The organism is Streptomyces sp. NPDC040610, from assembly GCF_055594065.1.
In genome coordinates, this window is record NZ_JBVIXA010000002.1 from 976526 (window position 1) to 994327 (window position 17802).

Annotated in this window: 14 protein-coding genes; 4 read left to right on the plus strand and 10 right to left on the minus strand. The window is 72.8% G+C overall.

All coding sequences use genetic code 11. The annotated features are described in order from the left end of the window. Positions 1-49: 49 nt before the first annotated feature. Both ACZ6AA_RS10595 and ACZ6AA_RS10600 read right to left on the minus strand, forming a co-directional pair. A complete protein-coding gene (locus ACZ6AA_RS10595) occupies positions 50-1633 on the minus strand; it encodes a PTS ascorbate transporter subunit IIC (RefSeq protein ID WP_471457386.1) in 1584 nt (527 codons plus the stop codon). 17 nt (positions 1634-1650) lie between these two features. Further along, the gene (locus tag ACZ6AA_RS10600) at positions 1651-2418 is read right to left on the minus strand and encodes a PTS sugar transporter subunit IIAB (RefSeq protein ID WP_468458505.1); all 768 of its coding nucleotides are present in this window, start codon (positions 2416-2418) and stop codon (positions 1651-1653) included. Between the two features lie 167 nt (positions 2419-2585). Here ACZ6AA_RS10600 and ACZ6AA_RS10605 point away from each other — a divergent pair, with 167 nt between their 5' ends. Next, a complete protein-coding gene (locus ACZ6AA_RS10605; protein ID WP_468483229.1) occupies positions 2586-3380 on the plus strand; it encodes an SDR family NAD(P)-dependent oxidoreductase in 795 nt (264 codons plus the stop codon). A gap of 51 nt (positions 3381-3431) precedes the next feature. On the opposite strand, the gene ACZ6AA_RS10610 is transcribed toward ACZ6AA_RS10605, so the two are convergent. Further along, a complete protein-coding gene (locus ACZ6AA_RS10610; RefSeq protein ID WP_468458555.1) occupies positions 3432-4472 on the minus strand; it encodes a hypothetical protein in 1041 nt (346 codons plus the stop codon). Between the two features lie 146 nt (positions 4473-4618). Beyond that, positions 4619-5773 (minus strand): epoxide hydrolase family protein, encoded by a 1155-nt coding sequence (locus ACZ6AA_RS10615; protein WP_468483230.1) that lies wholly within the window; start codon positions 5771-5773, stop codon positions 4619-4621. 343 nt (positions 5774-6116) lie between these two features. Between ACZ6AA_RS10615 and ACZ6AA_RS10620 the strand changes: the two genes are divergently transcribed. Next, complete coding sequence (locus ACZ6AA_RS10620; RefSeq protein WP_471457388.1) at positions 6117-6914, plus strand: arylamine N-acetyltransferase family protein; 798 nt, start codon at positions 6117-6119, stop codon at positions 6912-6914. A gap of 235 nt (positions 6915-7149) precedes the next feature. Continuing rightward, positions 7150-8514: a GNAT family N-acetyltransferase gene (locus tag ACZ6AA_RS10625; RefSeq protein WP_471457390.1), complete on the plus strand. Its 1365-nt coding sequence runs from the start codon at positions 7150-7152 to the stop codon at positions 8512-8514. Here the strand turns inward: ACZ6AA_RS10625 and ACZ6AA_RS10630 are convergent. The 6 genes from ACZ6AA_RS10630 to ACZ6AA_RS10655 form a co-directional block, all read right to left on the minus strand. Next, positions 8498-9187, minus strand: a complete 690-nt coding sequence (locus ACZ6AA_RS10630) for a fused DSP-PTPase phosphatase/NAD kinase-like protein (RefSeq protein WP_468483232.1) — start codon at positions 9185-9187, stop codon at positions 8498-8500. The two genes, ACZ6AA_RS10625 and ACZ6AA_RS10630, sit on opposite strands and share 17 nt — an antisense overlap. Before the next feature lie 352 nt (positions 9188-9539). Continuing rightward, entirely contained in the window at positions 9540-10457 is a 918-nt protein-coding gene (locus ACZ6AA_RS10635; RefSeq protein WP_471457392.1) for a hypothetical protein, read from the minus strand. Next, positions 10454-12781 (minus strand): PEP/pyruvate-binding domain-containing protein, encoded by a 2328-nt coding sequence (locus tag ACZ6AA_RS10640; RefSeq protein ID WP_471457394.1) that lies wholly within the window; start codon positions 12779-12781, stop codon positions 10454-10456. The genes ACZ6AA_RS10635 and ACZ6AA_RS10640 overlap by 4 nt, the downstream gene beginning before the upstream one ends. Before the next feature lie 209 nt (positions 12782-12990). Then, positions 12991-13593 carry a hypothetical protein gene (locus ACZ6AA_RS10645; RefSeq protein WP_471457396.1) on the minus strand — a complete coding sequence of 201 codons (603 nt, stop codon included), beginning with the start codon at positions 13591-13593 and terminating at the stop codon, positions 12991-12993. A 248-nt stretch (positions 13594-13841) separates the two neighbouring features. Continuing rightward, complete coding sequence (locus ACZ6AA_RS10650) at positions 13842-16073, minus strand: MMPL family transporter (RefSeq protein ID WP_468458523.1); 2232 nt, start codon at positions 16071-16073, stop codon at positions 13842-13844. Positions 16074-16385: 312 nt separating this feature from the next. Continuing rightward, entirely contained in the window at positions 16386-16772 is a 387-nt protein-coding gene (locus ACZ6AA_RS10655) for a PPOX class F420-dependent oxidoreductase (protein WP_468458525.1), read from the minus strand. A gap of 261 nt (positions 16773-17033) precedes the next feature. Between ACZ6AA_RS10655 and ACZ6AA_RS10660 the strand changes: the two genes are divergently transcribed. Then, positions 17034-17666 carry an RDD family protein gene (locus ACZ6AA_RS10660; protein ID WP_468483236.1) on the plus strand — a complete coding sequence of 211 codons (633 nt, stop codon included), beginning with the start codon at positions 17034-17036 and terminating at the stop codon, positions 17664-17666. The last annotated feature ends 136 nt before the right edge of the window (positions 17667-17802 follow it).

Consider the following 17802-nt stretch of genomic DNA (forward strand, 5'->3'; position numbering starts at 1 on the left):
GGACGGGTCTCCCCCAGGCGGGCTTCCCTGGGCAGAGCCCCGGCGGCCCTCAGCCGTCCTGCCCGGGCGGCGGCGGAGGCTTGGGCGCGCCCGGCGGCGGAGCGATCTTCGCGTACGCCGCCGTCGGGCCCGCCCCGGCCTCGGCCCCCGCGTCGCCCCCGGCGCTCGCGGCGGCCGCGTGGCCGAGGAGCGCGTCGCGCCGGGCGCCGGGGTCCCAGCCGGTCTCCACCACCCGCTTCTGCATGACGATCGCGCCCGCCAGGATCACCGCGCCGATCACCAGCATCAGGATCGCTCCGCCCACGGCCCCCGCCTTGGCCGCGTTGCCCACGAGCGAGCCGAACCAGCCGAAGTCCGCGTCGCCGAACGTGGTGTTCTCCTTGCCGAAGGCGCCGAGGACCTTCAGGAGCAGCGCGGGCAGGAAGGTGATGAGCACCCCGTTCAGGAACGCGCCGACGACCGCGCCGCGCCGCCCGCCCGTCGCGTTGCCGTAGACCCCGGCCGCGCCGCCCGTGAAGAAGTGCGGCACGAGGCCGGGCAGCACCAGGGCGAGGCCGAAGGCGGGCTCGAAGATCCAGGCGAGCAGGCCGAGGCTGATCAGGCCGCCGACGAAGCTGGAGATGAAGCCGATGAGGACGGCGTTCTGCGCGTACGGGAAGACGATCGGCGCGTCCAGGGACGGCACCGCGCCGGGCACGACGCGGTTCGCGATGCCCTGGAAGGCGGGCACCAGCTCGCCGAGGATCGTCCGGACGCCGAAGAGGATGACGGCGACGGCGATGCCGAACTGCAGGCCCTGCATGACCGATTGCATGACGTAAGCGCCGACGCCGGGCGCCGCGGGACCGCCGTCGACGGCGAACGCCTTGAAGGCGCTCTCCTTGCCGACCTTCGCGAGGAAGACAAGGGACATGATCAGGTAGATGAGGACCATGGACAGGGCCGTCGCCACCATGGAGTCACGCAGGAAGCGCAGTCCCTCCGGCAGCTTCATGTCCTCCGTGGACCGGCTGCGGCGCCCGACGACCTGCCCGGTCGCACCGGCGACGACGTACCCGGCGGTGCCGAAGTGCCCGATGGCGACGGTGTTGTTGCCGGTGACGCGCTTCGTCCAGGGGTGCGCGAAGGCGGGCATCGCGACCAGCATGATGCCGAGCAGGACGCCGCCGACGACGACCACGACCCAGGAGCGCTGCCCGGCGGTCGCGAGCACCATCGTCAACAGCGTGGCCATGAAAAGCATGTGATGGCCGGTCAGGAACACATAGCGCAGCGGTGTGAAGCGGGCGAGGACCAGGCTGACGGCGAAGCCGAGGATCATCAGCCAGGCGACCCGGGAGCCGTACTCGGCCTGCGCGATGCCGACGATGGCCTCGTTCGTCGGGATCACGCCGTGCGCGCCCGTCGAGCCCTGGATCATCTCGCCGAGCGGGGCGAGCGCGGCCACGACGAGCCCTGCGCCCGCGCCGATCAGCAGGAAGCCCAGGGTCGCCTTGATCGCCCCGCCGAGCACCTGGCCCGCCGACTTGCGCAGGGCGATCAGGCCCGCGGCGGTGATGAGCCCGATCAGATACGCGGGCTGGCTGAGGATTTCGTTGACCAGGAACTTCGCTACGGAGACCAGCCAGTCCACGGCTCTCCCCCCTCTTTCTAGACGTCGTACGTGTCCCGCAGGACCCGGTCGGCCTCGGCGGTGGAGGTGAAGTCGTCGACGACCCGCACGGGGACGCCGACGTCGCCGAGGGTCTTGGCGATCTCCCGGGACGTGAGGATGGCGACGGCCTCGGAGGCCTTGCCCTTGGCGGAGATGGTGTCGGTGGCCTCGACGGTCACGTACCGGCTCCAGCCCCAGCGGTCCAGGACCTGCTCCAGGGTGTTCTTCAGGAAGAGACTGGTGCCGAGGCCGTTGCCGCACACGGTGAGGATCTTGTGCACGGCGGGCCCGGCGGCGACGGGTGCGGCGGCCCCCGGCTCCCCCGCGAGGATCGCCCGCACCGCCGCGGGCGTCGGAGCCACCCGCAGCGCCTCCGCCGTCTCCGGGTCCGCGAGCAGCCGGGCCAGGGACGCCATCGCGTCGGTGTGCGCGGTGGCGTCCTTCGCGGCGAGCGCCACGACGAGGCCGACGGGGTCGTTCGTCTCGTGCCCGAACTCCACCGGCCCGGCGAGCCGCACCCACGCCATGCCCGTCCGCAGCACCGCGGGCGAGGGCCGCGCGTGCGCGAAGGCGAAGCCGGGGGCGACGACGATGTAGGGGCCGCTGTCCACCACGGTCCGGATCATCTCCGCCGTGTACGCGTCCGTGCTGCTGCCCGTCGCCACGAGCAGCTCGCCCGCGGCACCGATCGCGGCACGCCAGTCGTCGGCCGCCACGTCGAGGCGGATCGCCTCGACGGGCAGGAGGTCGCTCACAGACACCATGTGGTTGATCGTTTCACAGACCGCCTGACGCGGCAGGGGCACCGGCGCCGAACGGTGCCTGCAGCAGTCGGTTCGACCGGTTTGCAAACGCGCAGCCGCCCCCTGAGGGAGGATGGCTCACGGCAAGGAATCCGCTCGACACCACGACGATAGAGAAGGTGCCCAACGTGCTGATCGACCTCGCCGGAAAGTCGGCCCTGGTCACGGGATCGACCCAGGGAATCGGAGCCGCGATCGCCGCGGGTCTGGCCCGCGCCGGAGCGCGCGTCTCGGTCAACGGACGTACGAAGGACTCCGTCGACGCGGCCCTTCAGCGGCTGCGCGCCGCGGACCCCGAAGCGGACCTGGTGGCGGCCCCCGGTGACATCACCACCGACGACGGTCTGGAGCAGGTGCTCACCGCGCTTCCGCGGGCCGACATCCTCATCAACAACCTGGGCATCTTCGGGGCCGCGGCCGCCCTGGACATCTCCGACGCCGAATGGCGCCGGTACTTCGAGGTGAACGTGCTCGCCGCGGTGCGGACGACACGCGCGTACCTGCCGGGGATGAAGGAGCGCGGCTGGGGCCGGATCCAGAACATCGCCAGCGACTCGGCCGTCGTCATCCCCGCCGAGATGATCCACTACGGCATGTCCAAGACAGCGCTGCTCTCGGTCTCCCGCGGCTTCGCCAAGGAGGCCGCGGGCACCGGCGTGACGGTGAACTCCGTCATCGCCGGGCCGACGCACACCGGCGGCGTGGAGGACTTCGTGTACGAACTGGTCGACCGGAGCCTCGCATGGGACGAGGCACAGCGCGAGTTCATGCGCCTGCACCGCCCCCAGTCACTGATCCAGCGGCTCATCGAGCCCGAGGAGATCGCGAACATGGTGGTCTATCTGAGTTCGCCCCTCGCCTCCGCGACCACCGGCGGTGCGGTCCGGGTGGACGGCGGGTACGTCGACTCGATCCTGCCCTGAGCCGGACGAGCCCTCGGCCCGGGGCGGTTTCACCCGCCCCGGGCCCGGCGTTCAGCGCGTCTCCGAGGCCTTCCGCAGCGCCGTGATGCAGGTGGTGATGGCCTGCTGGAGCTCCTCCAGGCGCTGGACCATGTCGTCCTCGTAGATGTCGTCGAAGTCGACGGCGTCGTCGAGGGTCAGCTCCTCGAAGACCTTGGTGGCCTTCTGCAGGCTGCTGTAGAACTTCGTGCGCCGCTCCTGCACGCGCAGCTCGGGGTCGGCCTCGACGGTCTCGGCGACGAGGGTCTTCACCGTGTCGTACGCCTCCGCGGCCCACTCGCCGGCCTCTTCGGAGTCGTCCAGCTCGTCGAGGAGGGACAGGTGCCGCTCGGCCTCGGCGCGCAGCTCGGCGGGGGCGTCCAGCTTCTGCCCGGCGGGCGTGCGGATCTGGCCCTCCTCGGCGACCTTGCGGACGTACTCGATGCGGTCCGCGGCCCTGGTCTCGCCCGCGACGGCCTTCTTCAGGTCGTCGGTGCGGGCGATGTCGCGGGCCAGCTCGGTCTGGAGGGCCGGGTCCTCCTTGAGGCGGTCGAGCAGCGCGTGCCGAGCGGCCTGGGCGGTGGAGGGGTCGGCGAGGATCGCGGCGCGCAGCGCGGTGGGGTTCTCGGCGACCTCCAGGGCCTTGGTCGGGCGGATGCCCTCCGCCTCGGCGGCGGCGGTGATCGCGGTGCCGCGCGCGGAGGTGGCGCTGGAACGCGGCACGTAGTAGGTCAGCCAGACGTCGGCGTCGGGGAGTTCGACGTCCCCGCCGGGCGTCAGGGCTTCGAAGTGCGGCACGAGGCCGTCGTCGGCGGCCTTGTCCCAGGCCTTGTAGTAGCGCATGACGCGCTCGGCGGAGCACCCGGCCAGCTCGGCGAACTCCTTCGCGGAGACCTTCGGCGTGCCCTCGGCGGCCTGCCCGCCGGGCCGCACGCTGCGGGCCACCTTCAGGCCGAAGGTCCAGCCGCCGGTGCGGGCGTAGGCTCCGAAGTCGCGGGCGTCGCGCTCCACGAGTTCCCGAGTGCCGACCGGGTCCGCTTCCCGGTGGTCGGCCGGTACGGCGGCTTCGGGCACGACGATGGCTACGCTCACTGATTACGCTCCGGGATGGGTCACAGGCTGCCAGAAAGCAGCAGGAAACGGAACGTACATCCTATATCGGCCCTCGCGCTCCCGGCCCCCTTCCGGAGCCCGGGAGCGCGGCCACTGCCGGACGATCCCTAGTCGGCCTGCCTCAACGGACCGAAGAACGCCCGCAGTTCGGCGGCGACCTGGTCGGGCTCCTCGTGCGCCATGAAGTGTCCGCCGCGCTCCGGCGTGTTCCAGTGGCGCAGGTCGGCGAAGACGCGCTCGGCGAGGCTCTTCGGGTAGTCCGTGAACGCCGGTTCGTTGCTGAGGGTGACGGCGGCGGGCACGGTGATACGCGGCATCCGCTGGTTCAGGTGGTAGTCGTAGTACTGCCGGAAGGACGAGCCGATGCTGCCGGTGGCCCAGTAGAGCGTGGCGACGGTCAGCAGCGTGTCCCGGTCCCAGCGCCGCGCCACGTCACCGTCGCAGTCGCTCCAGTCCCGGTACTTGTCGACGATCCACGCGAGCAGCCCGGCGGGCGAGTCCATGAGCGCGGCGGCGATGGTGTCGGGCCGGGTGCACATGATCTCGCTGTAGCCCTGGTCCTCGATGTCGTACGCGGCAAGGGCGTCCAGGTACGTCTGCTCGGCGGGCGTCGGCGGCTCCTTCTCGAAGTCGGCGCTCGCCACGGCGGACGTGATGTGCACCCCGGCGACCTGCTCCGGGTACAGCGCGCCGAGCCACTGGGTGACGCCGCCGCCGATGTCGCCGCCGAACGCCCCGTAGCGGTCGTAGCCGAGGGTCTCGGTCATGAGGGAGTGCCAGATCTCGGCGACGGCCCGGCGGGTGAACGGCGCCTGCGGCAGGCCGGAGTAGAGGAATCCGGGCAGTGAGGGCACGACCACGTCGAAGGCGTCGGCGGGGTCGCCGCCGTACGCGGCCGGGTCGGCGAGGCGCCGGGCGGCGCGCAGCATCTCCACGAAGCTGCTCGGCCAGCCGTGGCTGAGCACGAGCGGCAGCGGTGCCGGGGCGCCCTCGGGGCGCCGGGCGCGCAGATGGATGAAGTGCACCGGGGATCCGGCGACTTCGGCGATGCGGTGCGGGAATTCGTTGAGGGCGGCCTCGGCGGCGCGCCAGTCGAAGCCGTCGGCCCAGTACGCGACGAGGTCACGCAGGTGGTCCGGGTCGGTGCCCGCCGCCCAGTGGGCGGTGTCGGACGCGGTGGTGAAGCGGGTGCGGGTCAGTCGTGCGCGCAGGTCGCTGAGGACGTCGTCGGGCACGGCGATCCGGAAAGGCGTAGCAGTCATGGTTCCTTCGCTCAGGAGTGCTTCGATGCGGTGACATTCGAGTGCTCGGACCGGGCGGGCCAAGCGGGGCGCTCCTGTGCGGCGTCCGTACGGGTCAGACGCGTACGGCGGTCAGGAGGGCCCGGACTGTGATGCGTTCGGTTGCGTACTCGCGCATCGGGCTCACCTCCTTCTCCGGTGCACGCGCGGATCTCGGTGCCGCGCGGCGTGAGGCGACTATACATACCGGTCGGGGGCGTCGGCCATGCGGAATCGGGGGCACCTTCGACCTAGGTCCGGGGACGGGGGCCGGCCCCGCCCCCGGTCGGTGGCCGCACCGGCGGGGCTTGGTGAGACTTGCCCCATGGATACCGCCCGGACAGACGCCTACCTGCGCCGCATCGACGCCGACCGGCCCGCAGCCCCGACCTCCTCGGCCCTGCGCGCGCTGCACTTCGCCCATCTGCGCAGCGTCCCCTTCGAGAACCTCGCCATCCACCTCGGCCAGGAAGTGGACCTCACGGAGAAGGACCTCGTGGCGAAGGTCGTCGACGAACGCCGCGGCGGGTTCTGCTACGAACTCAACGGCGCCTTCGCGGCGCTGCTCACCGCGCTCGGCTTCGACGTCACGCTGCTCGAGGCCCGCGTGTACGGGAACGAAGGCCGACCCGGCATTCCGTACGACCACCTGGCGCTGCGGGTGCGTACCGAGGACGGCGGCGACTGGCTCGCCGACATCGGCTTCGGCACCCACACCCACTTCCCGCTCGACCTCACCGAGCGCGGGGACCAGTCCGACCCCGGCGGCACGTTCCGCGTCGTGGAGAGGCCCGACGGCGACCTCGACGTTCTCAAGGACGGCAAGCCGCAGTACGTGCTCGACCAACGCCCGCGCGAGCTGACCGACTTCAAGGCCGGGGCGTGGTACCACCGCACGTGCCCGAAGTCGAACTTCACCCGGTCCACCGTGTGCACGCTGGTCACCGACGCGGGCCGGGTCACCCTCAGCGGCAACAAGCTCACCGTCACCACCGGCGAGGAGCGGGACGTCACGGAGCTGGCCACGGACGCCGAGGTCCTCGCCGCGTACGAGACGCACTTCGGGATCGCTCTGGACGAGGTGCCGCGGGTGGCGGAGCCGGTCCGCGTCGGAGGGCGCTGACGGTCCCCGGGAAGGGGCGCGCGGCGTCCGGAGGGCGATCTTCCGGGTAGGGTCGGCGGAGCTGCCCGGCGTCCTGTGACAAGACACGCGACGGCTCGGTGGAGCACGCGCGCACCCTGTCACGGAGCACGGGCGGACCCCTTTGTCCAGCCCTCTTGGCGGGAATCGAACGCCGATGCTGGCGGTGATGTTCATCGCGGCAATCGCGGCCTTTCCGGACGTAGGCTGCTGCACTGTGAAGAGACACATACCTTTCGAACGGCTGCACAACTTCCGTGACCTGGGCGGCTATGTCACTGAGGACGGCCGTGCGGTGCGCTGGGAGCAGGTGTACCGGTCCGACTCGCTGAGCAAGCTGCGGGGCGCCGACTGGGACCGCTTCCTCGCCCTGGGTGTCCGCACCGTCATCGATCTGCGCCAGCCGGAAGAGATCGAGGCGAAGGGCCGGGTGCCCGAGCATCCGGCGCTCGCCTACCACCATCTGAGCGTCGAGCACCGCTCCCCCTCCCGGCCGTCGTCGAGCCTCGAGCTCTCGTTGGCCCCCCACCTCCGCGAGCGCTATCTGGAGATGGCGGAGGATGGCGTGAAAGAGCTGCGCCGCGCCCTCGAAGTGCTCGCCGACGACGGCGCGGGTCCGGTGGTCTTCCACTGTGTGTCCGGCAAGGACCGCACGGGCCTGCTCGCCGCCCTCCTGCTCGCCCTCCTCGGCGTGCCCGACGCCGACATCGTCGAGGACTACGCGCTCACCGAGCTCGCCACGGACCGCTTCCTCGCGGACTGGCGCGCCGAGCACCCCGAGGGCGAGCCGCCCTGGCTCGGCTTCGGCCGCGCACCCGCCGAGGTGATGCGTCTGTTCCTCGCGGGGATGTCCGAGCGGTACGGGTCCCTGCGCGCGTACGCCGAGCATCTCCTCGGCGCCGACGCGGAGTTGGTGGCCGCGCTGCGCCGCAACCTCCTGGAACCGGCGGCGGGGCGCGAGCTGTCGTTCCGGCGTGCCGACGAGTCCGACGTCCCCGTGCTCGTACGGCTGCGGGACGAGGCGGCCCGCTGGCAGATCGCGCAGGGCATCGCCCAGTGGAAGCCGGGCGAGCTGGGCGATGAGCACTTCCGGGCGCGGCTCGTGGACAGCGAGATCTGGATCGCGACGATCGGCCCGGACGGGCCGGTCGCGGGCGCCTGGGAGCTGTGGTGGGACGACCCGGCGGCGTGGGGCCCGCAACCGCCCACGGCCGGGTATGTGCACCGCCTGATGACCGACCGCCGGGTCGCGCCGCCCGGCACCGGCCGTCGCATGCTGGAGCACGCCGAGCGCCGCGTCCGCGCCGCGGGGCGCAGCCTGTGCCGCCTCGACTGCCGCGCCAACAACCCGCGGCTGCGGGCGTACTACGCCGCCGCGGGCTTCGAGGTCGTCGGCGAGCAGCCGTCGAGGGACGGCGGTGTGGCCGGGCGCTTCGCGGCGACGCTGCTGCAGAAGCGGGTGCGCGAGGACGAGCAGCGGCTCGGCGGGCGCGTGCACGCGGCCGACGGCGGGCAACTGTCGGCCGACGGCCGCGCGGCGCTGTTCCACGGTGGCGCGTGGCGGCTCAAAGCGACGCTTTGATCCTGCGGGGCGCGTCGGCGAGCCGGCTGACCAGGGAGACGACGCCGGGCGGCTGACGGCTCGCGTGCCGGTCGGCGCTGAGCACGTAGTAGATCTGCTCCAGCGAGGGCGGGCCCACGGCGACCGTGCGCAACGCCGCCTGACTGGGCGTCGCCTGGCCGGTGCGGACCAGGTACGCGGCGGTCATCGAGCCGGTGCGGCCGACGCCCGCGCCGCAGTGCACGAAGACCGGGCCGTGCGCGTCCGCGACGACGCGCAGGAACCGGTCGACCTGACGTCCGTCGGGGGTCTGTCCGTCGCGGATCGGCATGCGGACGACGTGCAGTCCGGCGCGCTTCGGCTGCGCGAGCGCCGCGGCGCTCAGGTCTTCCGCGCGCAGGTCCACGACGGTGTGGATGCCGTGCGCGACGAGCGCGCGGTAACCCTCCCTGCTGGGCGCGGAGCCGCGCCACAGCCGCTCGTCGACCTGCTGGAAGTGCCGGATGCCCGCCAACTCGCGGTCGGCGGGGGCGTGTTCGCCCGCCCAGGCCGACACGGCGAGCACGCCGAGGGCCGAGGTGAGCCAGAAGACGGCGTAGCCGAGGACGCACAGGCCGACGGTTTTCAGCGTCCGGCGGGCGAGGGGGCGGCGGGGTGTGAGTCCGCCGCGCGCCCTGACCCCGGCGGCACGCACGGTGCCGAGCAGGGCGGCGGCGCGGACCGACAGGGCTCCGGAAGTTCCGGCAGTTCCGGCAGTTCCGGAAGGGGACGGCGAAGGAGCCGATGAAGCAGGCGCAGAAGGCGTAGAAGGCGCCGTAGGCGCGGAAGGCGAAGGATCGGGCGCGGAAGACAAGCGGTCACCACCTGATGGGGTACGCACAGGCGCACACCAGCACGGGACGGGGAGGAAACGCAGACGCCTTCAGGCTACCCGCGCGCGAGCGGCCCCGTGGCCGCGTACGACCACCTCACCGGTCCCGACGACCCCACCAACACACCTCAATATCAAGGGAGTTGGACTTCACAGGGGTGCCGCCCCCAGTCCGTCACCCCTCCCGATGGGCCGGTTCCACCTGGCTCTCGCCGAGGACCCGCGCGCGGGTGCGGTGGGCCGTCGCGTCGGCCAGGCAGCCGCTGAGGCGCATCACGTCGTGCTCGGACAGGGCGGGGCGGATCACTCCGGCCCAGACGTCCGTGTCCAGACGCGTCAGCGGGGCCCGCACGTTGAGGGCGGCGGTCGAGCGGCGGCACCGCTCCCACAGCTCGCGCGCGGCCAGGGCGCGGGCGTTCGCGTTGTCGCTGCCGTGCACCTCGACCCGGTAGACGAGGGTGGTCGCGGCCGAGCCCGCCGCCTTGCCCGGGCGGGTCTGGGTGGCGTCGGACAGCGTGTCCACGAGGAGGGCGAGCAGCAGCCCGCACGCCGCGACCACGACGGCCAGGAGGAGCGTCCGCGCGGCACGGGGGCGCGGCACGGCGGGCCTGGCCTCCAACTCCGGCGCCCGGCCAAGGAGTTCACCGTGCGGCGCGGTCAGTGCCGTGAGGCGCCCGGCGAGCCTGCGCTCCGCCCCGGGCCGGGCGGTGGCCGCCGAGATCCGCTGCACGACCCAGGCGACACCGGACAGGAGTACCCCGGCCGCCATCAGGACGGGCACGAAGACGTACGTACGGTGGGCGCCGTCGGGCTCGCGCGGCTCCAGCCAGCGGAACCGTGCCCCCTGTTCCGGGCCGGACTCCCGCAGCCGCCGCCACACCTCCTCGGCGCGCTCCCCCGTGTCGGCGATCCGCCGTTCCAGGCGGCCGATGCGGCTCAGGAGCAGCGCGCACACGAGCAGGCCCTCGACGACCAGGAGCAGCACACCGCAGATGAGGGCGCGCTGCCACTCCCAGCGGGTGAGGTAGACGACGCTGTAGGTGGCGGCCGCGGCGGCGGTGAGGCCGCCGAGGAGATAGCTCACGTACTTCATGACGCCATGCCCTCCCGGTAGTCGGGGCAGTCGGACGGGACGGGCCCGCGCACGTGGCCGTCGCGGTCACCGCCGCCGTCGCCGTCGCGGGAGCGCGGCGGCACATCGGGCCCGACGCCCGCCCTGGACGCTCCGCCGCCGCGCTCGGCGCCTTCCTCGCCACTGGGTTCGACGCCGCCCGATCCTGCCCCGCCCGCCCCTGCCGCGGCCGCCGCCGCTCCGGCCGCCTCGGTGTCCGCCGGGTCCGCCACGGCCGCGACCCGCACCACGGCCACCTCCCCCGTCCCCCCGTCCACGGAGAGCCGCGTCCCTTCCGGGAAGCGGTCCAGTGCGTCGGGGACGCCGACCGCCGTGGGCACCCGGTACTCGCGGGCGAGGACGGCGAGGTGGGACAGGACGCTGCCGGTCTCGGCGACCAGGCCGGTGAGCCCGGGCAGCAGCGGGGCGAGGGCCGGGTCGAGGGTGCGGACGACCAGGACCGGGTGCCGGGGCGGCGCGCCCGTCCCGTGCCAGGCGGTGCCCGAGCCGAAGCCGCCGCCCGCGCCCTGGCCGGGGCTCTTCTCGCGGGGGTCGCCCGGTTCGGGCACCGGGCATCCGGCGGCGAGGCGGAAGGCGGCGGGCAGGGCCGGGCGGTGCGGGCGGGGCAGCCGTTCGGGCAGGTCGGCGGGGAGCCCGGCGCCGTCGCTCGCGGCCGTCAGCTCGCTCCAGCGCAGCAGGGCGGCGCGGGACGGGTCGTCGATGAGCCCGGCCGCCGTGAAGCGGCGGGCTGCCTCGCGCACCATGGCGGCCTGCATCTCCTGCACCCAGCGGACGCGCAGCCGCAGCCCCTCGCGCACCGGCAGGGCCGCCGTGCCGCGCGCCACCCCGGCCCACGCGGTGGGCGCGGGCAGTGGCGGGCGCGGGCCGAGCGACGGCGGCAGCAGGGAAAGGAGCACGGGGTGCCGGGCGACCAGGCGCGCGTCGTCGGGTTCGGCGGCGCGCGTCTCGGACAGGACGGCCAGGGCCTCGCCGACGGCGGTGGCGCCCGAGTCCTGCGCCAACAGGGCTCCGGCCAGGGCCTCCTGGGCGTGCAGCGACGCCAGGACCGTACGGCCCCAGGAGACAGCGGCGAACAGTCGACCGCTCAACATCGCGTCAGGGGGCGGCAGTTCGCTCAGGTAGCGGTCCACGTCGGCCATGAGGTCGACGGCGAGCATCGGCAGGGCGGCGCGCAGGCGTCCGGTCCGCCAGGCCGCTGCGGCGCGGCGGGCGCCCGGGGCGGGGTTGAGGAAGCCGAGGAAGGCGATGCCGGGACGGCGTGCCGGGGCCGCCCCGAGGAGGCGCAGGTCGGCGGCCGCGCGCCCGTCGACGGTGGTGACGACGGGCAGTCGGCGCAGCTGCCCGCGCGGGGCGGAGCCCGTGAGGTCGAGGGCGAGCGTCAGGCCGTACGACATGGGGGCCAGCCACAGGTCCTCCTCCAGCGGCTGTACGACGCCGGGGAAAGTCTCGGCCACCGGGCCGGGGCCGAGCAGGCGGGCGCCGCGGGGCGGGGCCGTGGGCATCGCGGTGATGGGGCGGGTCTGGAACAGCCAGAGGCGGTCGTCGGCGTCGAAGCCGAACTCGATGTCCTGCGGGCCGCCGAACTCCCGCTGGGCCAGGCGCGCGAGGCGCACCAGGCGGCGCAGTCGGCCGTGGTCGAGGAGGCGGGTGCCGCGCGGCTCGGGGGGTTCGGTGCGGACCAGGCGGGCGCGGCGGGTGAGGTGGTAGCGGACGCCGTCGACGCTGCCGTCGACCAGCCGGTCGGGGCCGCCGGGCACGGCGCTGACGAGCACCCGGTCGTAGCGCCCCGCGAGCGGGTCCGCCCCGAACATCACCCCGCCCACCACGGCGCGCACCATGGGCTGCACCAGCACGGCCATGTCCGCGCGGGCGGCGCCGTCGTCCCCGTGGTCCGGCACGTGCCGTACGGGGACGCGGCGCGCGGAGCGCAGCACCCGTCGCACGGCGTCGGTGAACGCGTCCCAGCCGTGCACGTCGAGGACCGTCGCGAACAGGCCCGCCAGGGACGACTCGGCGCCGTCCTCGTGCGCGGACGACGACCGCACCACGAGCGGCCGCGCGCCCTCGTCGCTCAACTCGCCCCAGGCGCGCCGCAGTTCACTCTCGCCCACGTACTCGTCGGCGGTCTCCGCCGTGGCCGCCACGACGAATCCGGGCAGCACCGGCAGGCCCGCTCCCGCAGCCCGCGCCAGATGTGCCGCCTTCGCCCCCGCGACCCGGACGTCCCGGGCCCGCCGGGCGTCCAGGGCGACCACCGCGAGCCGGTCCCCGTCGACCTCGATCATGGTCAACCTCCTCCGCGCGACCGCGCCCCCGGGCCCCGTCCGCGGAGCACACGACACCGCTCCACGCGGGACGAAGGGCCTGGCAGCCGGGCTGAAAACGGTCCAGCCCTTAGCACGGACGCGTGTCGTGGCCCTCAAGTTGACTTCACGAACACGCGAATTGAGCCGAATCACCTCTTCGGTGCTGTTCCCTGCCGAATCAGCGCCGTTCAGCGCGTTTGGGCGCCCCGTCCGCCGCGGAGGTGGTCGAGCACCAGACGTCCGCGCGGCGACAGGCGGTAGCCGACGTCGAGGCTCTCGGTCAGGCCGCGCTCCTTCAGCTTGCGCACGTCGGTCTTGAAGGGGAGCGTCTCGCGGCCCAGTCGCGCGGCGAGGTCGGCGGCGCGGACGGCGGGGTGCGCGGCGATGAGTTCGAGGGTGGCGGTGGTCCACGGGCCGTGGCCGCTGCGGGCGTCCATGCGGGCGAGGGCGGTGGTGAGGGCGTCCAGGTCGGCGGCGGTCAGGTCCGTGTCCTTGCGCAGGCCGATCCGGGGGTCGGCGCCGACGCGGCGGAGGGTGACGCGGTAGAGGGCGCGGTCGGCGCCGGGGCGCTGGTCGGCGAGGAGGCTCGCGCGGTCGGCGTATCCGGCGCGGCGGGCGTCCCGGTCGCTGACGGCGCTCTCCTCGACGGCGTCCACCGCGTCGACGGCGAGTACGCCGACGGCGGTACGCAGGTGGGTGCCGGGCCGGACGGCGGGCCTGACCCAGCGCCGGAACGCCAGGTCGGCCTCACCGGCGGCGATCTTGGCCAGGGCCTCCTGGGTGAACAGCACGGGCACCTCCGGGGTGGGGCTCCTGCGGGCGCCGGACCGGGCCGGGGCCGGGCGAAGTCGGCGGCCACCAGCCGCAGCGGCAGCCACAGCCACAGCCACAGCCACCAGAGGAAGTCTCCATCAGCCGGACGGCGGCCGCACGGGCAGCCGGGCCGCGGCCGCACAGCGCGGCGGCCCGGTGACCGTCTCGGTCACCGGGCCGCCGTACTACTCACGATGCGGTGTGCTGTCGGCCGTGGCCGGGCGCGTCATCGCACGCGCTGCAGCTCACGCTCCGGGTCGCTGTACGGCGCGGCTCCGCCGTTCACGTCGCCGAGCTGCTTGTGCAGCTTCTCGCCCTCCACGTCCACGTTGGGCAGGATCGCGTTGAGCCAGCGCGGCAGCCACCAGGCGGACTTGCCGAGCAGTGCGAGCACCGCGGGCACGATCGCCATGCGGACCACGAAGGCGTCGAAGAGGACGGCCGACGCGAGGCCGAAGCCCATCATCTTGATCATGTCGTCGTTCTCCATGATGAAGCCGGAGAAGACGCTGATCATGATGACCGCCGCGGCGGCGACGACGCGACCGCTGTGGGTGAAGCCGGTCACGATGGCCTCGCCCGGGCGGGCCCCGTGGACGTACGCCTCACGCATGCGCGTCACGAGGAACACCTCGTAGTCCATCGCGAGACCGAACACCACACCGATCATGAAGATCGGCATCATGCTCATGATCGGGCCGGGCTGGTCGACGCCGAAGACGTCGGCGAGGTGACCCTGCTGGAAGACCGCCACGACCGCGCCGAGGGCCGCGAGGACCGACAGGAGGAAGCCGAGGGCCGCCTTCAGCGGAACCAGGATGGAGCGGAAGACCAGCATCAGGAGCAGGAAGGCCAGGCCGACGACGAGAGCCAGGTACGGAACCAGGGCGTCGTCGAGGGTCTGCGAGAAGTCGATCGTCATGGCCGTGGAGCCGGTGATCAGGACCTCGGAGCCGGTCTTGGACTCGACGCCGCCGATGTCCGAGCGGATCTTCTTGACGAGCTTCTCGGTGTCGGCGTCGCTCGGGCCCGTCTTCGGCACGACCGTCATGGTCGCCGTGTCGTCCGCCTTGTTCGGTGCGGCCGGGGTGACGCTGACGACGCCGTCGAACTTCTTGAGCTCCGCGCCGACGTCCTTGGCGGCGGCGGCCGCGCCCTTGCCGCCCTTGTCGACGACGACCGTGAGCGGGCCGTTGAAGCCCTTGCCGAAGGAGTCCGACAGCATGTCGTACGCCTTGCGCTGGGTGGTGTCCGTCGCGAACGTGCCCTCGTCGGGGAGGCCGAGCTCCAGCTTGGCGGCCGGGGCCGCGATGGCACCGAGGCCGACGACGGCGAAGAGCAGCACGATCAGCGGGCGGCGCAGCACGAACCGGGCCCAGCGGGTGCCGAGCTTCGGCTTGCCGTGCGCGTCGGCGTGCGGCGTGCCGAACGGCTTCTTGCGGTCCTTGCGGCGCAGCACCTTGCGGCGGCCGAAGCCGAGCAGCGCCGGGATCAGGGTGAGGGCGATCAGCACGGCGATGACGACCGTGCCGGCCGCGGCCATGCCCATCTTGGTGAGCAGCGGGATGTTGACGACCATGAGGCCGGCGAGCGCGATGACGACGGTGAGTCCGGCGAAGACGACGGCGGACCCGGCCGTGCCGACGGCGCGGCCGACCGCGTCCTCGGGTTCACGTCCTTCGGCGATCTCGGCCCGGTAGCGGGAGACGATGAACAGCGCGTAGTCGATGCCGACCGCGAGACCGATCATCATCGCGAGCGTCGAGGTGGTGCTGGACAGCTCCAGGGTGCTGGCGAGCGCCGTGATGCTGGAGATGCCGATGCCCACGCCGATGAGGGCGGTGAGGATGGGCATGCCCGCGGCGATCATCGAGCCGAAGGTGATGAGCAGGACCACCGCGGAGACGCCGATGCCGATCAGCTCGGCGCTGCCGCCCATGCTCTGCTCGGTCTTGACGGCGTCACCGCCCGCCTCGACGGTCAGGCCGTCCTTGCGGGTGTCCTTGAGGAGCTTCTCGAGCGCGTCCTTGTTCTTGTCGCTCAGCTCCGTGCCGGTGTCCGTGTAGGACACGGTCGCGTAGACGGTGGTCTTGTCCTTGCTGACGGCACCCGTCTTGAACGGGTCGTCGACCTTGGAGACCTTCGCGCCCTTGCCCAGGGCGGCGACGAGCTTGTCGACCTTCTCCTTGTTGTCCGTGGCGGTGATCTTCTCACCGTCCGGAGCGCGGACCACCACGCGGGCGGTGGCACCGTCGGACTTGCTCTGCGGGAACCGCTCGTCGAGCAGGTCGAAGGCCTTCTGCGACTCCGTGCCGGGCATGGAGAACGTGTCGGCGGGTGCTGCGGGGGCTGCCGAGGCGGCGAAGCCGGCGCCTACGAAGAGCAGCACCCATATGAGCGCCATCCACCAGCGCCGTCTGAACGCGAGACGGCCCAGCTTGTAGAGGAACGTAGCCACGGCGAAAGAGACCCCCGTCGGGATTGGCAGGCAAGGGTGACCATCCGGCGGCACGTTCATGCTCGTCGGGACAGGTCTTCAGGATCCCCTCCATCGTGCCGTCCGGTCGGGGCGCGGAAGTCAGACTGCGGGCCGGACTATCGGCCCACGACCGGTGTAGTCCTGACAGGTGCCCCTCATCCTCGGGTAGGAGACGCACAGAATCGGTGTAGGTCTCATGTACCAAAGCCGCCGAACCGGTGTGATCTGCGTCTCTCGGGCATCAACTTGCCCACATTGCGCCCCAATTCGGGACAGAGGCCGCGCCTTTGATCACGGAACGAGGGTGATGCGGATACCCACGGTGCCGCGCAGCCCTCGCCGCAGCCTGCTGCCCAGCAGGACCAGGGTCCCCGTGACGCCGTACTTCCGTGCGAGGAGTTTGCGGTAACGCGCCGTCGTCGTCCAGTCACAGATCTCGGCCGTGGCCGGAACCTGATCCCCCGTCGGATTGCCGCGCAGGTCGCAGGGGCCGACGAGAACGTCCGCCCGACGGCGGATCCGCTTCACCTTCCAGCTCTCCGTGACCGTCCAGATGCCGAGCGCGTCACCGTCGCGCACGACCCAGACGGGCGTCGGCACCCCCGTGCCGTCCTTGCGGTAGCTGGTGACCAGCACGTACTTGCCGGTGGCGAGATGGTCGAGCCGTGTGGTGTCCATGTCCGGAGTCTAGGTTCGGGACCCGCGGGAGCCGCCGTTCCCCGCGCGGGTCGTGCGCGGAGCAAAGCCTCCGGCTCGCGCCCCACGCACTCCGCGCACGCTCCTGCGCGCCGGTCGCTCCGGCGTCATCTTGACGCCATGGCAACGGAGTTGAAGGACGGGAGTGCCCCGAGATCGTCTCAATTGACCGCCTGGGCGCGGGCATCGCTGTTGCTATCGTGATGCGCAAGACCGGGGGGTAGCAGTCTTGGGGGATCATCTGTGCCGAAGTTTCGCCGTCTCGGCGCCTGGCTCATCGATTTCGCTTTGGTGGTGGCGGCGGCCTGGGGGCTCGCCGTCCTGACCTTCCACCGCATCTCGGCACTCATCACCGATGTGCCCGAGCTGGTGACCAAAGGAAGCTGGCACTTCGTCAAGTCCGGGGGCGACGCCCAGGGAGCGGCCGACAAGATGGTCGACTCGCTGTGGAAGGACGCCGTCGGCTACATCCAGCAGGGCTTCCTCGCCCTGATCGTGCTCACGTTCCTCTACCAGTGGCTCACGCTCACCTTCACCGGCCGGACCCTGGGCAAGGCCCTGATGGGGCTGCGCGTCGCCCCGTGCACACGCTCGCGCACGGCGCTGCGGGCGGCCGTCACCACCTCGGCCGACGTCGCGGTGTACGCGCTGGCCTGCTGCATGCTGGTGCAGGGCTGGCTCTTCCTGTCCGTCCTGTGCTGGATCGCGGCGGTCGCCCTGTTCCTCCTGAACGTGTTCCCGGTACTCTCGCGCTCTTCCCGCTCGCTCGCGGACCGGGTCGCCGGTACGTCGGTGATCTCCCCCGGATTCGCCGGACTGCCCTCCGCCCGGCGCGCGCCCGAGCAGCCCCGGCGGGACCTCACCAGCAGCTGGTGACGGCGGTGGGGGGGGGGGGGGGGGGGGGGGGGGGGGGGGGGGGGGGGGGGGGGGGGGGGGGGGGGGGGGGGGGGGGGGGGGGGGGGGGGGGGGAGGGGGAGAAAGGAGAGGGGGGGGGGGGGGGGGGGGGGGGAGT